The sequence below is a fragment of the Acuticoccus sp. genome, assembly GCF_965213555.1.
Taxonomy (GTDB): Bacteria; Pseudomonadota; Alphaproteobacteria; order Rhizobiales; family Amorphaceae; genus Acuticoccus.
The window spans coordinates 2,900,069-2,913,792 of record NZ_OZ243890.1 but is presented as its reverse complement, the minus strand read 5'-3'; the positions used below and the strand labels follow the sequence as shown (position 1 = coordinate 2,913,792).

14 protein-coding genes are annotated in these 13,724 nt (G+C 71.9%); 8 read left to right on the top strand and 6 right to left on the bottom strand.

Features of this window, described 5'->3' with window-relative positions; genetic code table 11:
* Positions 1-61: 61 nt before the first annotated feature.
* The 3 genes from ntrC to dusB are packed head-to-tail and all read right to left on the bottom strand — an operon-like array spanning position 62 to position 3,590.
* A complete protein-coding gene (gene ntrC, locus ACOOE8_RS13775) occupies positions 62-1,504 on the bottom strand; it encodes a nitrogen regulation protein NR(I) (protein WP_420392020.1) in 1,443 nt (480 codons plus the stop codon).
* Positions 1,501-2,601, bottom strand: coding sequence for a two-component system sensor histidine kinase NtrB (locus tag ACOOE8_RS13770; protein WP_420392019.1), 1,101 nt, complete (start codon positions 2,599-2,601; stop codon positions 1,501-1,503). The genes ntrC and ACOOE8_RS13770 overlap by 4 nt, the downstream gene beginning before the upstream one ends.
* Positions 2,598-3,590, bottom strand: a complete 993-nt coding sequence (gene dusB, locus ACOOE8_RS13765) for a tRNA dihydrouridine synthase DusB (protein ID WP_420392018.1) — start codon at positions 3,588-3,590, stop codon at positions 2,598-2,600. The genes ACOOE8_RS13770 and dusB overlap by 4 nt, the downstream gene beginning before the upstream one ends.
* Before the next feature lie 199 nt (positions 3,591-3,789).
* On the opposite strand from dusB, the gene ACOOE8_RS13760 reads away from it, so the two are divergent.
* The 6 genes from ACOOE8_RS13760 (at position 3,790) to ACOOE8_RS13735 (ending at position 9,039) form a co-directional block, all read left to right on the top strand.
* Positions 3,790-4,932, top strand: coding sequence for a bifunctional 2-C-methyl-D-erythritol 4-phosphate cytidylyltransferase/2-C-methyl-D-erythritol 2,4-cyclodiphosphate synthase (locus ACOOE8_RS13760; RefSeq protein WP_420392017.1), 1,143 nt, complete (start codon positions 3,790-3,792; stop codon positions 4,930-4,932).
* Positions 4,932-5,423, top strand: coding sequence for a CinA family protein (locus ACOOE8_RS13755; protein ID WP_420392016.1), 492 nt, complete (start codon positions 4,932-4,934; stop codon positions 5,421-5,423). The genes ACOOE8_RS13760 and ACOOE8_RS13755 overlap by 1 nt, the downstream gene beginning before the upstream one ends.
* A 447-nt stretch (positions 5,424-5,870) precedes the next feature.
* Positions 5,871-6,731, top strand: a complete 861-nt coding sequence (locus ACOOE8_RS13750; RefSeq protein WP_420392015.1) for a polyprenyl synthetase family protein — start codon at positions 5,871-5,873, stop codon at positions 6,729-6,731.
* Positions 6,732-6,940: 209 nt separating this feature from the next.
* Complete coding sequence (locus ACOOE8_RS13745) at positions 6,941-7,636, top strand: L,D-transpeptidase (protein WP_420392014.1); 696 nt, start codon at positions 6,941-6,943, stop codon at positions 7,634-7,636.
* Positions 7,637-7,711: 75 nt separating this feature from the next.
* On the top strand, positions 7,712-8,179 hold the full coding sequence (locus ACOOE8_RS13740; protein WP_420392013.1) for a MaoC family dehydratase: 468 nt from the start codon (positions 7,712-7,714) through the stop codon (positions 8,177-8,179).
* Positions 8,179-9,039 carry an HpcH/HpaI aldolase/citrate lyase family protein gene (locus ACOOE8_RS13735; protein ID WP_420392012.1) on the top strand — a complete coding sequence of 287 codons (861 nt, stop codon included), beginning with the start codon at positions 8,179-8,181 and terminating at the stop codon, positions 9,037-9,039. Before ACOOE8_RS13740 ends, ACOOE8_RS13735 begins: the two co-directional genes overlap by 1 nt.
* A gap of 22 nt (positions 9,040-9,061) precedes the next feature.
* Here ACOOE8_RS13735 and ACOOE8_RS13730 read toward each other — a convergent pair whose 3' ends face one another.
* Positions 9,062-9,721: a glutathione S-transferase family protein gene (locus ACOOE8_RS13730; protein WP_420392011.1), complete on the bottom strand. Its 660-nt coding sequence runs from the start codon at positions 9,719-9,721 to the stop codon at positions 9,062-9,064.
* Positions 9,722-9,779: 58 nt separating this feature from the next.
* A complete protein-coding gene (gene ndk / locus ACOOE8_RS13725) occupies positions 9,780-10,202 on the bottom strand; it encodes a nucleoside-diphosphate kinase (protein WP_420394709.1) in 423 nt (140 codons plus the stop codon).
* An 82-nt stretch (positions 10,203-10,284) separates the two neighbouring features.
* On the opposite strand from ndk, the gene ACOOE8_RS13720 reads away from it, so the two are divergent.
* Positions 10,285-10,791, top strand: coding sequence for a DinB family protein (locus ACOOE8_RS13720; RefSeq protein WP_420392010.1), 507 nt, complete (start codon positions 10,285-10,287; stop codon positions 10,789-10,791).
* 4 nt (positions 10,792-10,795) lie between these two features.
* Here the strand turns inward: ACOOE8_RS13720 and ACOOE8_RS13715 are convergent, their stop codons facing one another.
* Positions 10,796-11,539, bottom strand: coding sequence for a hypothetical protein (locus ACOOE8_RS13715; RefSeq protein WP_420392009.1), 744 nt, complete (start codon positions 11,537-11,539; stop codon positions 10,796-10,798).
* 100 nt (positions 11,540-11,639) lie between these two features.
* Here ACOOE8_RS13715 and ACOOE8_RS13710 point away from each other — a divergent pair, with 100 nt between their 5' ends.
* Positions 11,640-13,535 (top strand): ABC-F family ATP-binding cassette domain-containing protein, encoded by a 1,896-nt coding sequence (locus tag ACOOE8_RS13710; protein WP_420392008.1) that lies wholly within the window; start codon positions 11,640-11,642, stop codon positions 13,533-13,535.
* Positions 13,536-13,724: the final 189 nt, after the last annotated feature.

Below are 13,724 nucleotides of genomic sequence, written 5' to 3'. Positions count from 1 at the left end.
AGCCAAGGCGGTCATCGGCGCGACCGCCTTGGCGACGAGCGCACCCGTCCGGCCGGAGACGTCAGCGCGCCCCGCGCATCATCCTGACGTCGAGGTCGCGGATCTTCTTGCGCAGCGTGTTGCGGTTGACCCCGAGGAGCTCGGCCGCCTTGATCTGGTTGCCCCGCGTCGCCGCGAGTGCCGCAGACACCAGCGGGTACTCCACGTCCCGCATGATGCGGTGGTAGAGCCCGGGCGGTGGCAGCGTCGCGCCGAACTCGGCGAAGTAGTCGTTGAGGTGGCGCTCCACCGCCTCCTGGAGCGTCTCGGGCTGCGCCGGACCTTGGGACGTGGGCGCGGTGAGGACGGAGCTGTCGTCGAGCTCGTGCTCGATGTGCGCGCGGGTGATCGTGTCCTCGGGGTAGAGCGCGGCGAGGCGGCGTACGAGGTTCTCCAGCTCGCGCACGTTGCCAGACCAGCGATGCGCCTGCAGCACCGCCACGGCGTCCCCGTCGAGGCGCTTCGCCGGCAGTCCGTCCGCCTCGCATTCGGTGAAGAAGTGGCGCACGAGGTCGGCGATGTCCTCCTTGCGCTCGCGCAGCGGCGGCAGGCGCAGCGGGACCACGTTGAGCCGGAAGTAGAGGTCTTCACGGAACAGCCCTTGGTTGATCCACAGCCGCAGGTCGCGGTTGGTCGCAGCGACGATGCGCACGTTGGTGCGGATCGGGGCTCGGCCGCCGACGGTGGTGTACTCGCCCTCCTGCAGGACGCGCAGCAGCCGCGTCTGCGCCTCCATCGGCATGTCGCCGATCTCGTCGAGGAAGAGCGTGCCGCCCTCGGCCTGCTCGAAGCGTCCGGCGTGGCGGGACGTGGCGCCGGTGAAGGCCCCCTTCTCGTGGCCGAACAGCTCCGCCTCGATGAGGTCCTTGGGGATCGCCGCCATGTTGATCGCGACGAACGGGCCCTTGCGGCGCTTGCCGTAGTCGTGGAGGGCGCGCGCCACGAGCTCCTTGCCGGTGCCTGACTCGCCGTGGATGAGCACGGTGAGGTCGGTCTGCATCAGGCGGGCGAGGACCCGATAGATCTCCTGCATCGCCGGCGATCGGCCGACGAGCGGCATCGGTTCGCTGAGGTCCGGCGCGCGCTCGGGCGGCCGGCTCCGTGGCTCGGCGAGGGCCCGGCAGACGACGTTGATGAGCTCCTTGAGGTCGAAGGGCTTCGGCAGGTACTCGTAGGCGCCGCGCTCGGAGGCGCGGATCGCCGTCATGAAGGTGTTCTGCGCCGAGATCACCACGACGGGAAGGTCGGGTCGGCGCTTCTTGACGCGAGGCAAAAGCTCGAAGGCGTTCTCGTCCGGCATGATGACGTCGGTGATGACGAGGTCGCCGTCGCCCTGGTCGATCCAGTTCCAAAGCGTCGCGGCGTTGGAGGTGCAGCGCACATCGAAGCCCGCGCGTGACAGCGCCTGGTTGAGCACGGTGCGGATGGCGCCGTCGTCGTCCGCCACCAAGATCGTTCCTGTCATGGATCCTCCCTCGCGCTCCCCTCGTAGGCCGGCATGAGCACGCGCACGGTGGTGCCCACGCCGGCGCCGGTGTCCACCTCGATGACGCCGCCATGGTCGCCGATGATCTTGGCCACCAACGCGAGCCCGAGGCCCGTGCCGTTGGTCTTCGTCGTGACGAACGGCTCGAAGAGGTGCGGCACCAGGTCCTCCGGCACGCCGGGCCCATCGTCCTTCACGCAAAACTCGAGGGGCAGCGAGACCTTGTGCGGCGAGCCGGGCGCGGTGACGCGGATGCCCGGGCGGAAGGCGGTGGTGAGCGTCACCGTGCCCGGTCTGTCGCCGACCGCCTCCACCGCGTTCTTCACGAGGTTGAGGAAGACCTGGACGAGTTGGTCGCGGTTGGCGTGGACGGGCGGCAGCGACGGGTCGTAAGCCTTCCGCACCTCGACGCGGCGGGCGAAGCCGGAGCGGGCGAGCCGCTCGACGTGGTCGAGCACGTCGTGGATGTTGACCGGCGCGCGGCGGACGGGCCGAGCGTCGCCGAACACCTCCATGCGGTCGACGAGCTTGACGATGCGGTCCGTCTCCTCGGTGATGAGGCGGGCCAAGACGCGGTCCTCCTCGCCGAGCGCCGGCTCGATGAGCTGGGCGGCGCCGCGGATGCCGGACAGGGGGTTGCGGATCTCGTGGGCGAGCATCGCGGCGAGCCCGGTCACCGAGCGCGCGGCGGCGCGGGAGGTCAGCGCGCGGTCGATCTTCTCGGCCATGGACGGGCGGTCGAGGGTGAGGATGACGACCCCGGGAGCCTCGGGCAGCGGCACGGCGTGGATGTCCACGATCTGCCCCTGGCCGACGCGCGGCGAGGAGAGGTCGACGCGGTACTCGACGAGCCCGGCGTCCGCCTGACGCACCTTCGCCGGCAACGACAGCAGCGGACTGCCGAACGGCACGAACGCGGACAGCGGCCTGCGCCTGAGGTGCGCGAGCGAGGCGCCGAACAGGGCCTGCGCCGCGTCGTTCGCGGCCTCGATGTCGTCGCCCGGTCCGAGCACCAGCACCGCGTGCGGCAGCGCTCCAAGGATGGCGGCGGGGTCGACCCTGCGCGCCGCCGTCACGCCGCGAGCCGAGTGGCGTCGGCCGCCGCGAACAGTGCGGACGTCGCGGCCCGTGCCTCGCGTACGCCCTTCGCCGTCAGCGCGGCACGACGCAGCGCGCCCGGTGCCTCGACGCGATCGGCGTAGGCGGCGACGTGCTTGCGCGCCAGGAGGAGCCCGCGCTCCGGCCCGGCGTGTTCGACGAGCGCCTCCAGGTGCTCCAGCGCGAGGGCGCCGACCTCGGCCGCGGTGTGGGGAACGACGGGAGGTGCCGTCCCCGCCAGCGCGGCGCCGATGACGCCGGCGAGCCATGGCGCGCCGAGGCTCGCGCGGCCCACCATCACCGCGTCGGCGCCGCAGGCGGCGAGCGCGCGCCGGGCCGTCGCGACGCCGTCGATGTCGCCGTTGACCACGAGGGGTAGCGCCGTGGCCGCCCGCGTCCGCGCCACCTCATGCCAGTCCGCCATGCCCGTATAGCGCTGGCAGCGCGTGCGGCCGTGCACCGTGATGAGCGTCGCGCCAGCGTCCTCGCAGAGCCTGGCGAGCTCCGGCGCGTTGCGGGTCGCGCGGTCGTAGCCGAGCCGCATCTTGACGGTCACCGGAACTCGCACGGCAGCGACCGTGGCGGCGACGAGGGAGGCGGCGTGGGCAACGTCGCGCATCAGCGCCGACCCGGCCCAGCCGCCGACCACGCGCTTGGCCGGACAGCCCATGTTGATGTCCACGATGTGGGCGCCAGCGGCCTCCGCCATCCGCGCCGCCTCGGCAAGGTCGCCCGCACGGCAGCCGGCGAGCTGCACCGCGTGCACCCCGAGCCCCGCCCCGTCGGCCTTGAGCTGGGCCTCGACCTCGCGGGCGACGAGCCGGTCGCTCGCCACCATCTCGCTCACCACGAGACCGGCGCCAAAGCGCGCGGCGATCCGGCGGAACGGCAGGTCGCTGATGCCGGACATCGGCGCCAGCACCGTACGGTTCGCAAGGACCACGTCGCCGATCGCAAGACCCATCATCGTTGTGCAGCGGACCTTCCCGTCGAGGCGGCGCGAGCGCGGAGCGGGCGATCGCCAAGCCCAGCACGTCGCGCGTCTGCCTATGCTTTGACCATGACACGAAAGTTGGCAAGTGCGTCGACCGTCGGGACCGTGGCAGACCGCGTTCCGGTGTCTGTCCCCGTCGTCCGATCCGCGCTAGGTCAGCGCGATGGACCCCATGGTGACCGACGCGGTGGTGTTGGCCGCCGGACGAGGGCTACGGCTCGGCGGCGCCACGCCGAAGCAGTTCCTGCCTTTAGGAGGGCGCACGGTCGTGGCCCGCGCGCTCGATGCCTTCCTCGACCACGCCGAGGTGCGAAGGGTCGTCGCGGTCGTCGGCGCCGGAGAGCATGCTGCGTGTCGCGAGGCTGCCGGACCGCGCGCGGACGAGGTGCTGTTCGCGACCGGCGGCGCCACGCGGCAGGCCTCGGTGGCGGCGGCGCTCGACGTCCTCGCGGCGGACCCGCCGAGCCACGTCCTCGTGCACGACGCGGCGAGGCCGTTCGTGTCCGCGGCGCTGGTGGACAGGGTGATCCAACGGCTGCGGTCGGGCGCGGAGGCGGTGCTGCCGGCGATCCCCGTCGCCGACACGCTGAAGCGGCTGGTGGACGCTGCGGTCGTCGGCACCGTCCCGCGTGAGGGCCTCGCCCAGGCGCAGACACCCCAGGGGTTCGCCTACCCCCTCCTCGTCCGCGTGCACGCCATGGCCTCCTCGGCAGCGACGGACGACGCCGCGCTCGCCGAGGCAGCCGGCGCCAGGGTCGAGGTCGTCGACGGGGAGCGGGCGAACTTCAAGATCACCACCGTCGACGACCTCGCCTCTGCTCATGCTGCGTTGGCGCCGGTTCCCGCCATCGGCCAAGGGTTCGACGTCCACCGACTGGTGCCCGGTGGCCCGCTGATCCTCGGCGGGCTGACGCTCGACGAGCCGATGCAGCTCGAGGGCCACTCGGACGCGGACGTCGCGCTGCACGCACTGACGGACGCGCTGTTAGGGGCGATCGGCGACGGCGACATCGGCCAACACTTTCCCCCGAGCGACCCCGCGTGGCGCGGCGCGTCCTCGGACCGCTTCCTCGCCCACGCCGCGGAGCGGGTTCGCGCGGTGGGGGAGATCGCCCACCTCGACCTTACCATCATTTGCGAGCGGCCAAAGATCGGGCCCGTGCGCGACGCCATGCGGGCGCGCATCGCGACGGTTGTCGCCCTTCCCGTCGCACGGGTCTCGGTGAAGGCGACGACGACCGAGCGGCTCGGCTTCACAGGACGCGGCGAGGGGATCGCGGCCCAGGCCCTCGCGACCGTGCTGAGATGGACGTGATGTTCGACGATTACACGCTGTCCCGGGCGGCCGCCTGCCTCGAGGCCGCCCGGCGCATCGGCGCCACCATCACCACCGTCGAATCGTGCACCGGCGGCCTCGTCGCTGCGGCGTTGACCGCGGTCCCAGGCTCGTCGGACGTCGTGGATGGCGGCGTCGTGACCTACTCCAACGACGCCAAGGTGAGGCTCGGCGTCCCGCCCGCCCTGATCGCCGCCCACGGCGCGGTCAGCCGCGAGGTGGCGACGGCGATGGCCGAGGCAGGGTGCGCTGCGGCCGGCGATCGTGGGGTCGCCGTCGCGGTGACCGGGGTCGCCGGACCCTCCGGCGGCTCGCCTCTGAAGCCGGTCGGACTCGTCCACTTCGCCGCCGCAGGGCGCGGCGCCGTCCTCCACCACGAGCACCGGTTCGGCGACGTTGGCCGCGACGGCGTTCGCCACGTCAGCGTCGGCGCCGCGCTCACGCTCCTCACTGAGCTCCTGATGCGTTGAGCAGCCCACCGCAGGTTCGCCAGCTCGCCCCGGGTGCGATCAGCAGACCCAGCGCCACCCTGCGTCCCTAAAATACTTCAACGTAATCAACGGCAAGAACGGTTCCGGCGGGTGACGCGGGGGTCAATATGGAACCTGCAGTTATTGGACAGGGTTTCCTTCGCACGTGAAGAACAACGGCTTGCGGCCAAATGCCCTGCGGCAGGCGGCTGCAATGCAGAACGACGGGGCGAGGGGATGGGCATCGACGCGGTTGTCTTGTTCGAGATCGTTCTCATCATTGGCAGCGTACTGACGTTCGCCCTGTGGGAGCTGCGCGAGCGCCGCTCGGTGCGGCGGAACAGGCGCTACTGACGCCGGCGGCACGCCGCGGCGCTGTCTCGCGTTGACAGGCTCGGCCCGCCGGCCGAGGCTGATCCACCAGGGACGGTGCCGGGCGGGCTGCAGATGGATGTGACGAGGCGGGTGGAACGGGCGCTCGAGCGGCACCTCGCCGGGCGGGACGCTCCGCCGAGGCTGGGCGCTGCGCTGCGACACGCGATCTTTCCCGGCGGCGCGAGGGTCCGACCCAAGCTGGCCATCGGCGTCGCTCTCGCCTGCGGCGACGACCGGCCGGCGGTGGCGGATGCGCTGGCCGTCGCGGTCGAGTGCCTGCACTGTGCCTCGCTGGTCCACGACGACCTGCCTTGCTTCGACGACGCCGCGGTGCGCCGCGGTCGCCCCTCGGTCCACGCCGCGTACGGCGAGCCGCTTGCGGTCCTTACCGGCGACGCGCTCATCGTGTTGGCGTTCCAGGCGCTGGCGGACGTCGGCGTCGCAGCTGGCGAGCGCCTGCCGCCGCTCGTCGACATCCTCGCTCGTTCTGCCGGCACGCCGTCCGGCCTCGTCGGGGGCCAGGCGATGGAGAGCGAGGAGGCGTGCGACCTCGGCGCATACCATGCGGCCAAGACCGGCGTGCTGTTCGCCGCCGCGGCAGCCGGCGGGGCGGCGGCCGCCGGTGGCGACGTGGCGCTGTGGCGCCGCATCGGCGACGGCCTCGGGGCCGCCTACCAGATCGCCGACGACGTGCACGACCACGTCGCGCGCCCGGCCGACCACGGCAAACCCACCGGACAGGACGCGGCGCACGGACGGCCGAGCGCCGTCGCGGCTCACGGGCTAAGCGGAGCCATCGCCGCTTTGAAGCGGCAGATCGAGGAGACCGTGGGGGCGATCCCAGAGGGTCCTTCCGCGGCCTTCCTGCGCGAGCTGATGCGCGAGCAGGTCATGCGCTTCGTGCCCTCGGAGCAGCTCGCCATCCCGGCGTGACGCCGCCGGACGTATCATGCCGTGAAAGCGTGCCGTGGGCGCCACAACACGCTGATTTGTTTGACGTTGAAGGGCTAGAACCCGTCTTACGGCTGGTCGTCGCCGTGGAATAAGTTAAGCTGATCGCGAGAATGGTTCGCGTCGCCTCAGGGGCGGCGTTCGTACAGGATGCGTCGGTTCCCATGGCCCCTTGTCCCCAGAGCAGTCCGATGACCGCCGAGCCGGCAGCGGACGAGCCCGCTTGCGGGACGCTGACGCGCCGCGCCGTCGTCCTCGGAGCCGCGGCTCTACCGCTTGCCGCGTGCCAGCTCCCGGAGCAGCCGGTCGCGCCCATGCGTCCGGTGATCGACGCGCGGTACGCCGCGATGTACGGCCCGATCTTCACCGAGCCGTACCCGATCCCTGCGGTCGACATCACCAAGTTCGAGCCGCAGTTCCTTCGCCGGGAGGTCCGCAACCCCACCGGCCAGGCTCCGGGGACCATCGTCGTCGATACGACGGCGAAGTTCCTCTACTTCACGCTGCCGAACGGGCTTGCCATGCGCTACGGCGTCGGCCTCGGCCGCGCGGGCTTCGGCTGGGACGGCACCGCCACCATCCCACTCAAGCGCAAGTGGCCCACCTGGACCCCGCCGCCGGAGATGATCGTCCGCGAGCCGGACCTCGAGCAGTGGCGCGAGGGGATGCCGCCGGGCCTTGCCAACCCGCTCGGCGCCCGCGCACTCTACCTGTTCCAGGGCGGCGCCGACACGCTCTACCGCCTCCACGGCACGCAGGAGGCCTTCTCCATCGGTCGCAACGTGTCGTCCGGCTGCGTGCGGCTGCTCAACCACGACATCATCGACCTCTACAACCGCACGCCGCTCGGCGCGAAGGTCATCGTCCGGCCCGCCGCCATCTACTGAGGCGATTGACCTGTCCGTCCCGCCACGCCACCCTCGCGCCGCTCGGGCGAGGGTTCGGGTGAGCGGGAGGGCGCGATGCCGGGGCTGTACTACGAGGAGTTCGAGGTCGGCGCCGTCTACCGTCACGAACTGTCGCGCACGGTGACGGAGACCGACAACATCTGGTTCTCGAACCTGACGCTGAACCCACAGAAGCTCCACATCGACCGGCACTTCGCCGAGCGGCACACCGAGTGGGGCCGGCCCATCGTCAACTCGCTGTTCACGCTCGGCCTGCTCATCGGCATCTCGGTGAACGACCTCACCATCGGCACGACGGTGGGCAACCTCGGCATGAAGGAGACCCGCTTCCCTCACCCGGTGTTCCACGGCGACACGATCTACGCGGCGACGAAGATCCTCGACAAGCGCGAGTCGCGCTCGCGGCCGGACGTCGGCATCGTCGAGTTCGAGCACACCGCGACCAACCAGGACGACGTCGTGGTCGCCGTCACCTCGCGCACCGGCATGATGAGGAAGCGCCAGCCGACCATCACCGCCTGATGCGCTCGCTGCTGTTCGTCCCAGGGGACTCGGAGAGGAAGCTCGCCAAGGCGTTCGACGCGGCGGCCGACGTCGTCATCTTCGACCTCGAGGATGCCGTCGCCGCTGAGCGCAAGGAGACCGCCCGCAAGCTCACCCGCGAGGCCGCCACGGACGCGCCTGGCCGCGTCGCCGTGCGCGTCAACGCGCTGGACACGGGGATGACGGACGCCGACCTCGCCGCGGTGATGCCGGCGCGTCCCCACTTCATCGTCCTGCCGAAGAGCGAGACCGGGGCGGACGTCGCGCACCTTGCCGCCATGCTCGCCGTCCACGAGGCGGAGGCCGGCATCGAGGACGGCGCGACCAAGGTCATCGCCATCGCCACCGAAACGGCGCGGGCGCTCTTCGGCCTCGGCACGTACGATGCGGCCGGTCGCCGGCTCGCGGGCCTCTCCTGGGGCCTCGAGGACCTGTCGGCCGCGCTCGGCGTGGCCCGGACGCGGCGCGCCGACGGGCGCGTGACGGAGGTGTTCGCCATGGCGCGCACGCTGTGCCTCGCCGGAGCGCGGGCCGCAGGCGCGCTCCCCCTCGACACCGTCTACACGGACTTCCGCGACGAGGACGGCCTGGCCCGCGAGGCGCGCGAGGCGGCCGCGGACGGCTTCCTCGGCAAGCTCGCGATCCACCCCTCGCAGGTGGCCGTGATCAACGAGGCGTTCACCCCCACCGGCGGGGAGGTCGCCGAGGCGGAGCGGATCGTGGCCGCCTTCGCCGCCGAGCCGGGCGCCGGCGTCGTGGCGCTGGACGGACGCATGCTCGACCGACCGCACCTCAAGAACGCTGAGATGCTGCTCGCCCGTGCGAGGTCGACGGGCTGATCAACCCCCTGCCGGCAGGAGCTCAGGAGAAGGTGGGGTAGGTGTCGGCGAACTCGGGCAGCGCCATGGCCCGCTCGGCAAGGGCGGCGAGCTTCGGGTAACGGTCCTCGATGAGGAACGGGTTGGTGACGCCCGCCATCTGGTAGGCGCACACGATGGCGATGTCGGATCCGTCGGGGTTCCCGCCGCCGTGGAAGCCGTCCTTCGCCGCCGCCTCCATCGCCTCGAACCCACCGCGGATCTGCATGACGATGCGCTCCTGCCAGTCGGCCCAATGCAGCGCCTCCGGCCTGCGGTTGCGCTCGTAGACCAGCGCGACGATCTTCTCGGTGGTCGCGTGCGCCAAGGCGATGCGCTGCAGGCAGTCCCGACGGACGGCGCCATGCTCGGGGACGAGCCGGGCGCCGTCCGCGGTCTCGTCGAGCCAGTCGCAGATGGCGAAGGTGTCGATGAGCGTCGTGCCGTCGGCGAGGCGCAGGGCCGGGACGCGCATGCCGGGATGGAAGCTTCGGAGCGTCGCCGCGTCCGCCGGGTCCATTGCGGCGACGGCGGCGCGCTCCAGCGGCCGACCCTGCAAGGCGCACCAGATGGCGACGCGCCGGGCGTATGGCGACAGGTTGCGGCCCGCCAGCGTCATCGCCCCCGCGGTCGCCTCAGTCGATGCTGCCTCGCTGGTCGCCATGGGTCCCTCCCTGCCGTGCACCGCCGTCTACTAGCATGGGCAGCGAGGCTGCGAAGCCTCAGCCGACGATCTCGTGGCCGGCGAACCAGAACGCGATCTCCTCGGCCGCGGTCTCCGCCGCGTCCGAGCCGTGCACGGCGTTCTCGCCGATCGACTGGGCGTAGTCGGCGCGGATCGTGCCGGGCGCCGCGTCCGCGGGGTTCGTGGCGCCCATGACCTCGCGGTTCTTGGCGATGGCGTCCTCCCCCTCCAACACCTGGACGACGGTCGGGCCGGACGCCATGAAGGTGGTGAGTTCGCCGTAGAACGGCCGGTCCTTGTGCACGGCGTAGAACGCCTCGGCCTGCGCCTTCGACATCAGGATGCGCTTTGAGGCGACGACGCGCAGGCCGCTCTCCTCGAGGCGCGCGATGATCTTGCCCATGAGGTTGCGCCGCGTCGCGTCGGGCTTGATCATCGAGAAGGTGCGTTCGGTCGCCATCATCGCCGTCCTGTGGTCCGCGGGCAGGTGTCGCGACCCGCTATAGGCTGGCGGTCGCGCACGCCGCAACAGGAGGGCGCCGGTGAACCCGTTCGCGATGCTCGCCCGCTACAACGCGTGGGCCAACGCCCGCGCCTACGACGCCGCCGACGCGCTGCCGGAGGCGGACTACAGGGCCGACTGCGGCGCGGCCTTCGGCTCCGTGCACGGCACGTTCAACCACCTCGTCGTCGGCGACCTCATCTGGATGAGCCGCATCACCGGCGAGGGCGAGGCCCCGACGCGGCTCGATGCCATCGTGGCGGACGACCGTCGTGAGCTGCGCCGAACGCGCGAGGCGCTCGACGCGCGCATCCGCACCTTCGCGGAGGGCCTGTCGGATGCGGCCATCGCCGGCACCTTCAGCTATACGCCGATCACCCGGCCCGAGCCGGTGACGCAGCCCCTCGGACCGGTGCTGCTGCACGTCTTCAACCATCAGACGCACCATCGCGGGCAGGTCCACGCGATGCTGACCCGCCTCGCCGGCGAGGCGCCCGCGCTCGACCTCATCTACTACCAGCGCGAGACCGGCGACGGCGTCGGGTGAGCCGTCAGGCGGCGACGCCGGACGCCTGGCTGCCGTAGTCGCCGCTCGCCTCCTCGCTGGGGTCCATGGGCGGCCCCTCGCGCAGCGACATGGCGATGTCGCGCAGGTCCGGCCGGTCGACGTAGGGCGTGCCGTGCAACGGCAGGATCGAGGACATCAGGCGTTGGGACTTCAGCACCATCCACTGCTCCTTGAAGTCCTCCTCCAGCGCCTCGTCCACCTTCGGGCGCGCGAGCCGCGGCGGCTCTGGGTCCTGCTTCGGGCCCGGCGCGACGGCCGAGTCGCCGGCGAACACCACACCACGGTTGCGGTTGGTGTGCAGCATGATCGAGCCCGGCGTGTGGAACGGCATCTCGATGACGTCGAAGCGGGCGTCGACGATGGCGCGGTCCTCCCGCGGGTCCATGAACGCGACGCCGGCCTTCGCCGCCCGAGGGCCGTGGTCGGCGGGGTGCAGCAAAATCGGGCAGCCGTACTGGGAGCGGATCTCCTCGAACGCGTCGCCCTGCTCGGCGACGTCCACGTGGGTGAGGACGAACGCGGACGGCGGCATCCCCGCGTCGGCGATCTTGCGGATGCCATCGAGCGTCCACGAGTAGACGGCATCGATGAGGATCGAGGAGCCCTGCAGGAGGATGGCGTAGGAGTTCGGCGGCCGTCCGGTGGGCCCGGCCTTCGCGCCGGCCTGGGGCAGCCACAGGATGTCGTCGAACAGGGTCTGCGTGGTCGGGGAGTAGAACTGCGCCATCTCGGGTCTCCTTTCAGCATCGAACCGGCCCGGGCAACTCTCCGTTCCCCGCACGCGTCACCCTTGCGGAGGCCGGGTTCGCAGCGCCATAAGCCCGGCGATGCTGACGATCCGCAACCTCACCTACCGCATCGAAGGGCGCACGCTCTTCGAGGGGGCGGACGCCACCGTCCCCGCCGGAGCAAAGGTCGGCCTCGTCGGGCGCAACGGTTGCGGCAAGACCACGCTGTTCAACCTCATCACCGGCGAACTCTCGCCCGAGGCCGGCGACATCGCCCTCGCCGAGGGGCAGCGCATCGGCCGCGTCACCCAGGAGGCGCCGGGGACGGAGGCGAGCCTCATCGACACGGTGCTCGCCGCCGACACGGAGCGTGCCGCGCTCCTTGCGGAGGCCGAGCGCGCGACGGACGCGGACCGCATCGGCGCGATCCACGCGCGGCTCGGCGACATCGACGCCTACTCGGCCGAGGCCCGCGCCGCCTCGATCCTCGCCGGCCTCGGCTTCGACGATGCGGCGCAGCAGCGTCCCTGCGCGTCGTTCTCCGGCGGCTGGCGCATGCGTGTCGCCCTCGCCGCGGTGCTGTTCCTTGAGCCGGACCTGCTGCTCCTCGACGAGCCCACCAACTACCTCGACCTCGAGGGCACGGTGTGGCTGGAGACCTACCTCGCGCGCTACCCGCACACCGTCGTCGTCATCAGCCACGACCGCGACCTCCTCGATGCCGTGGCCCGGCAGATCCTCCACGTCGACCAGGGCCGCCTCGTCGCCTACCGCGGCAACTTCGCCGAGTTCGAGCGCCAGCGCCGCGAGCGGGCCGAGGCGGTGGCCCGGCGCGCCGCACGACAGGCGGAGGAGCGCGCGCGGCTGCAGGCGTTCGTCGACCGCTTCCGGGCCAAGGCCTCGAAGGCGCGACAGGCGCAGAGCCGCGTCAAGCGCCTTGAGAGGATGGGGGCGCCCGAGCCGGTGCTCGACGAGGCGATGCCGCCCATCGTCATCCCCTCCCCGCGCCGCGCCCTGTCGCCGCCGATCGTCGCCGCCGAGCGCGTCGTCCTTGGCTACGACGGCGCGCCGGTGCTGCGGCGCATCAACTTAAGGGTCGACGACGACGACCGGATCGCCCTCCTCGGCGCCAACGGCAACGGCAAGTCGACGCTCGCCAAGATGCTCGCCGGCCGCCTCGCGCCCATGGACGGCACGGTGACCCGGGCCGACCGGCTGGCGGTCGCCTACTTCGCGCAGCACCAGCTCGACGAGCTGACGCCCAGCGAGACCGCCGTCGCCCACGTCGCCGCACGCCAGCGCACCGACGGCGAGGCGGACGTGCGCGCAAGGGTCGCGCGGATGGGCCTCTCCGGCGAGCGCATGGACACCCCTGCGAAGGACCTGTCGGGCGGCGAGCGGGCCAAGCTCCTCCTTGGGCTCGCCACCATGGGCGGCGCGAACCTCCTCATCCTCGACGAGCCGACCAACCACCTCGACATCGACTCGCGCGCTGCCCTCGTCGACGCGATCAACGCCTACGAGGGCGCCGTCATCCTGATCAGCCACGACCGCCACCTCGTAGAGACGTGCGCGGATCGGCTGTGGCTCGTCGCCGACGGCACGGTGCGACCCTTCGAGGAGGACATGGACGCCTACCGTGCGCTGGTCCTTGGCGCGGCGAGGAAGGGCAAGGCGGACGCCGAGCGCGTCGCGGCGAAGCCGAGCGCGGCGGACCGCCGGCGTGAGGCCGCGGAGGCCCGCGCGCAGCTCGCGCCGCTGAGGAAGGCGATCCAGGCCGCCGAGCGGGACGTCGCGCGGGCCGAGGCGGAGATCGCCCGCCGCGATGCCGCGCTCGCCGACCCCTCGCTCTACATCGGCGACCCGGACCTCGCCGCCGGCCTCGCGAGGGAGCGCGCGCGGTGGATCGAGGCCCGCGAGCGCGCCGAGGAGGCCTGGCTCGCGGCGTCCGAGGCCTACGAAGCCGCGGAGGCGGACATCGCCCTCGCAGGCTGATCGGCGTCGTCAACGATGCTGGCGGCGGTCAACGTGCCGCCCTCATCGCACGTGCGGGTCGGCGATCCGAAGCCTCTTTCGTTGTCGTTGACCGCGGTCACGCGGAGCGCCGAAATGAGCGGTGATCCGGTTCCTGCGCTTGTTGTCCGACGCCTCGCCGTCGGCGCCGAACGGCAAGTTCGCTGGACG